The following is a 4684-nucleotide window of genomic DNA, read 5'->3' on the forward strand; positions in this document are numbered from 1 at the left end:
GGGCGATGCGCGTGGCGGCCGTGAAGGCCGGCCGGCCGTCGATGCTCAGCGCCTCGCCCGTGGCCGAGCGGCTGCTCAGGTTCAGGCCCGTCGTGTTGGACAGCTTCCAGGCGTCGTAGCCGGAATCGAAGCTGGCCGTGGCCGGGGCGGCGGCATACACGAACAGCTTATCGGCCGGGCCGGTGGCCCCACGCAGGGCCAGGCCTACGGTGGGCTGGGTAGAGGCCGTGCGCTGCATGGGCACCTGCGTAGCGTAGGTTTCCACGCGCTGGCTGTTGCGGAACTGGAGCTGCTTGAGGTCGGCTTCGCCGCTGCTCACCCGCACAAAGAAACCTTGGCCGGCGGCGATGAGCGGGTTCTGCTCCCCGCCCTCGAAGTTGCGCTGGTAGGCGCGGTACATGCCCGCATAAGGGCCGGTGCTCTCCACCACGTAGAAGCTTTGGTCCAGGCCCGGCGCGTTTCCGTCAAACAACTTGCCGCCATCCAGCGGCGCGGGGTAGGGGTTGCCCACCAGGGCCCAACCGGCGTTCTCGTTTTCGGGGAGGCGGCTCAGGTTCACGTCGTAGTTGCCGGTGTTGAGCGTACCGGTGAAAGCCACCTTTTCGGTACCCGCGATTTGCACGGCGTAGCCGCGGCCCACTTCCAGGGTGCTGCCCAGGCCGGCCGGCACCACAAAGCCCCGGTCGAAGGGTGCGTAGGTGCTGGTCATCGTTACCCGCGCCTGGTTGTAGGCGAAGACGGTGGGGAAGGGCGTGATTTTGCCCGGCGTGGCCGAGGCGTTGTAGGCGGCGGCCTGACTCACCTGGGGTGTGAAGCCGGGCGTGGCCAAATCGGCCACCGTCGAGCCCGACACGGGCGCCGAGTAGTGACGGTAGCCCAGGCCCCGGTTTTCGGTGGTGAGGTAGCGCTGCACAGTGGCCGTGCGGCCCACCACCTTGCCACCACCCGACCCGTTCACGACCAGGGCCGTGCCATTTTCATCGGAGAGCAGCGTCAGAGGCTGGCCGTTGAGCTGCAGGTCGCCGTCGACGACTAGGTCCAGGAGCTGGCGCACGGCCAGGGCCTGGGTGAGCGTGACGTCGTCGTCGTTGTAGCTGTAGAGCTCGCGCACGGTGGCCGGCAGGCCGTCGCCCGTGACCTGGGGCCCTTCGCTGGTGAAGTCGTAGCTGGCATCGTCGGAGAAGCTGCGCGGGCCGGTAGTACGGATAGTGCCCGTGGCGCCGGTGAGGGAAATGCCCCCGGCATCGCAAATTTCGAGGTAGCCCCCGGCTGCCAGCGTGAACGAGCCCGCCCCGCTGACGCGGTGGCAGCCGCCGCCGCCGTCGGTGATGGTGTATAAAGTGCCCCCGTCTTTTATCAGCAGCGTCCCGGTTACCACGATGTTGCCGGTGAGAAAGCCCAGCCCCCCGTCTTCAATGGTGATGTTGCCGTAGGTGCCGGCCGCGATGGCGCGGGTGTCGCTTATCACCAGGTCGCCGCTGAAGTCATTGATTTGCACATCGTCGATGTTGATGCGCGGGTTGCTGCCCACCGTCGTATTGGTGCTGGCAATGCGGACCAGCACGTTGCCGGTCTGGTTGAGGTCGTAGGAGTAGGCGGTAAGCGTACCCGGCAGCGTACCGGCGGCCGGCGTACCGGACACCGTCACGAAAGCCCCGCCATTGAGCGAGTACTGCACCGTGAAGCTGGCCCCCCCGGAGTTGTTGTCGCCGCTAAACCCGGAGATAGCCGCGAGCAGGCTCACCTTGCCCACGCCATTGGTGCGGCTGAACTCGACGTAGCCGCCGCCGCGGATGCGGGCCGACTGCGAGTTATTGCGGACGTCGCCAATCGGGAAACTCGTATTGGTAATGAGAGTCTGGAATACCGTGACCGCGCCGCTGTTCTGCGTGAAGGCGGTGGCGGGCGTCGTGTAGTTGGTGGTGTTGGCCGCGCCGTTAGTGGCAAACAGCTCAAATGGCTCGAACACCCCGACGATGGCCGGTGGGGTGCTGGCCGTGAGGACCGTCGCCGCCGACGTGCCGCCGCCGGTGGCGGGCGCCGTGGTCACCGTCAGGTTGCCGGGACCGTCGCCGGTGGGGGTCAGCTCGACGCGCAGCATCTGGCCGCTCGACACGACGAGGTTGCTCACCGTGCCGCCCGAATAGTCCACCGTGGTGGCGCCGGCCGTGGTGTTGAAGCCCGTGCCCTGCACCAGCACCGACGAGGTAATGCCCGTCAGCAGCGTGGTGGTCGAGATATTGGTGATGGTAGGGCTGCCGTTGCTAACGCCCGTCAGCCGGACGGTGTAGACGTTGGTGCCGGCCACGCTGCTGCTGTTGTTGTTAATGGTGAGCGTGCTGGTCTGGGTGCCGGCAGCCGTTGGCGTAAACCTCACGTTGAACGTGGCCGTGCCGTTGTTTTTAGCCACCGTGGTCGGCACCGTCCCGGTCAGGGTATACTGGGGATTGCTCGACGTGATGCTGCTGATAGTCAAATCGTCGGTCGTGCTGCTGTTGGTGATGGTGAACGTGACGTTGGCAGTGCTGCCGCCCTGGGGCTGGTAACCGAAATCGTAGGCGGTGGCGCCCCCATCGGGGTAGGCCGTGGCGGCCTGCGTCACGGCAATGTTCGGGAACGTAGCCGGGGCCGTCGCGACGGCCGAGAACAGGGGGCCGACCACATCCTGCACGCCCACTACGGCGGCCACTATCCGGTTGTAGGAAGTGCCCGGGGTCGTGGGGGAAAACTTAACGTAGGCGGTAGCGGTGCCATTAGCGGGCACCACGATGCTGCTCAGGGGCGCATCCGCCGCATCGACAAGGGAAAACGGCGTGGCCGTATACGCCGGATACAGACTCAGGCCCGCCGTTTGGGCCGTGCCGCTGCTATTGGTGAGGGTGACGGGCTGGGTGCTGCTGCCCCCGGAAGGAGTGCCGACGAAGGTGGGCTGGCTAATGGTCAGGCTGGTGTTATCAGCGTCAGGCGTGCCAGTGTAGGTACCGGTGAAGGCGACGTTGTCGAGGCTAAAGGTGCCACCCGTGCCTTCGGCGTTGTAGCCGTAGAAGCGGAAGGTAACGGGGCCGCTCACGTTCGTGAAGCTCGCCCCGCTCAGCGTGACGGTGCTGCCCAGGTTGTCCCCGGTAGAGGCATCCGTCACCTGAAATACGTTGGTAGCGACTACGCTCAAGTTCGCATTGGCCGGCGCGATGGAGGCCGGCAGGTTGGCGGCGAAGGCGTCGGCGCTGGAGCGCACCACATACTGCCGGATACCGGTGCCAGAGCGGCGTAGGGTGAAGGTGATGCCGGTCAGCGAGAACTGGACGCTGGTGCCTTTCTTGGGCGTCAGCGTCACCGTGTAGTACTTGCCGGCGTCGGGGTTGGCATCGAATGCCAGAGCGTTGTTACCAGGGGCTGTCGTATTCAGGGGCCAGTTGGCCAGCGAGAAGCGGTCGCCGGCGCTGGAGTTGCCCGCGACGGTGCTGGCAAACGAGCCAAACGTAACGCCGGGCACCGTCGCGATGGGGTCGGTGGGGTCGACGTTACCGCTCGAGCTGGTTACCGAGGTGAAGGGGTAGGTTCCGGTGAAGGCTGTTTGCGCCTGCCCCAGCAGGGGCGAGAGTGCCAGCAGCCCGAAACCCAACAACCGGCCCAAAAGAGTTGGACGCCGCATTGTAAAGGGTGTCATCATAAAAAAGGGAATAAGGGAAAATAGGAAAAATGCATTTATGCTCTCAAAGATATGCGCCTGAAAAGCTGCCCGCCCCATACCCCGCATTATTAATTCTTTATCCCCTACTGTTTTAGCATCCGCCTCTACCTACCGCCGCCAGACTAATCATCAAAGAGCCCCCGCTCCGGTGAGGAAACAGGGGCTCCATACTACGCTCCAAAGCAGTTTTGGGGCAGTAGATGCAGGGACGAAGATGGGCCCCTACGTGGCTCGACCTTGCACTAGCTCCGAAACCGCTAGCCTGTGGCTCACTACCGCCGCCAGTGTTAGCGGGCCTTGCGCTGGCGGAGCCGGCGCAGGCCGTAGGCCACGCCGCCGGCCAGCAGCAGCGTGGCGCCGCCGTCGATGGGCACGGCCGTGGGGGCCGCATCGGGCCGCGGCCCCGTGGAGGAGGGTTGCGCCAGGGCCGGCAGCCCACTCAGCGCCGACAGGGTCAGCGAGAGCGCCGTTAGTGCCAACAGATTCTTCTTCATACAAACAGGTCAAACAAAAGGCGAGGAAAAGGCCGGCCCCGTCGCCAGGGCCGGGCCGGAAAAATAACTACCGCAGCACCACGCGCCTGGTGAGCGTGCTGGCCCCGGCTTGCAGGCGCAGCGCATACACGCCCGCCGCCAGGCCCTCGGCCCCAAACTCGACGTTGGCCCCGCCCGCGCTCAGGCTGGCCGACTGCCGGCGCACCACCTGGCCCAGGCTGTTGAGCAGCGTGGCCTCCACCGCGCGGGCGCCAGCGATGGCCGGCACGCTCACCGTGAAGCGGCCCGTGGCCGGGTTCGGGTACACACCCACTTGTTCGGCGCTCACGCCCGTGGACGAAGCAAGGACCGCGCTGTTGCTGAAGCTCAGCGTGAAGCGCCCCAGCAGCAGGGCCTGCGCCTCTGCGGCTGTGACGCTGAAGCTATACGCGGTGCCGCTGGCTAGCTTGAGCGTCTGGCCCGTGGCGGCGTCGCTGAGGTAGGCGTCGAGCCCGGTGGG

The 4684-nt window shown here is 65.9% G+C and carries 3 protein-coding genes; all 3 read right to left on the reverse strand.

Annotated features, from left to right (window positions below; all coding sequences use genetic code 11):
• Nucleotides 1-3670: beta strand repeat-containing protein (locus GM79_RS09120; protein WP_161787149.1), on the reverse strand; the 3670-nt coding region annotated here is incomplete at its 3' end.
• Between the two features lie 308 nt (nucleotides 3671-3978).
• A complete protein-coding gene (locus GM79_RS26060) occupies nucleotides 3979-4185 on the reverse strand; it encodes a PID-CTERM protein-sorting domain-containing protein (RefSeq protein ID WP_035562619.1) in 207 nt (68 codons plus the stop codon).
• Nucleotides 4186-4252: 67 nt separating this feature from the next.
• Nucleotides 4253-4684: T9SS type A sorting domain-containing protein (locus GM79_RS09130; protein WP_035562515.1), on the reverse strand; the 432-nt coding region annotated here is incomplete at its 5' end.

This window comes from Hymenobacter sp. IS2118 (genome assembly GCF_000715495.1).
Classification (GTDB): domain Bacteria; phylum Bacteroidota; class Bacteroidia; order Cytophagales; family Hymenobacteraceae; genus Hymenobacter.

What these genes read in the sequence shown, in the direction of transcription:
- GM79_RS26060 (WP_035562619.1), bottom strand. Translation starts at nt 4,185, where the DNA reads ATGAAGAAGAATCTGTTGGCACTAACGGCGCTCTCGCTGACCCTGTCG.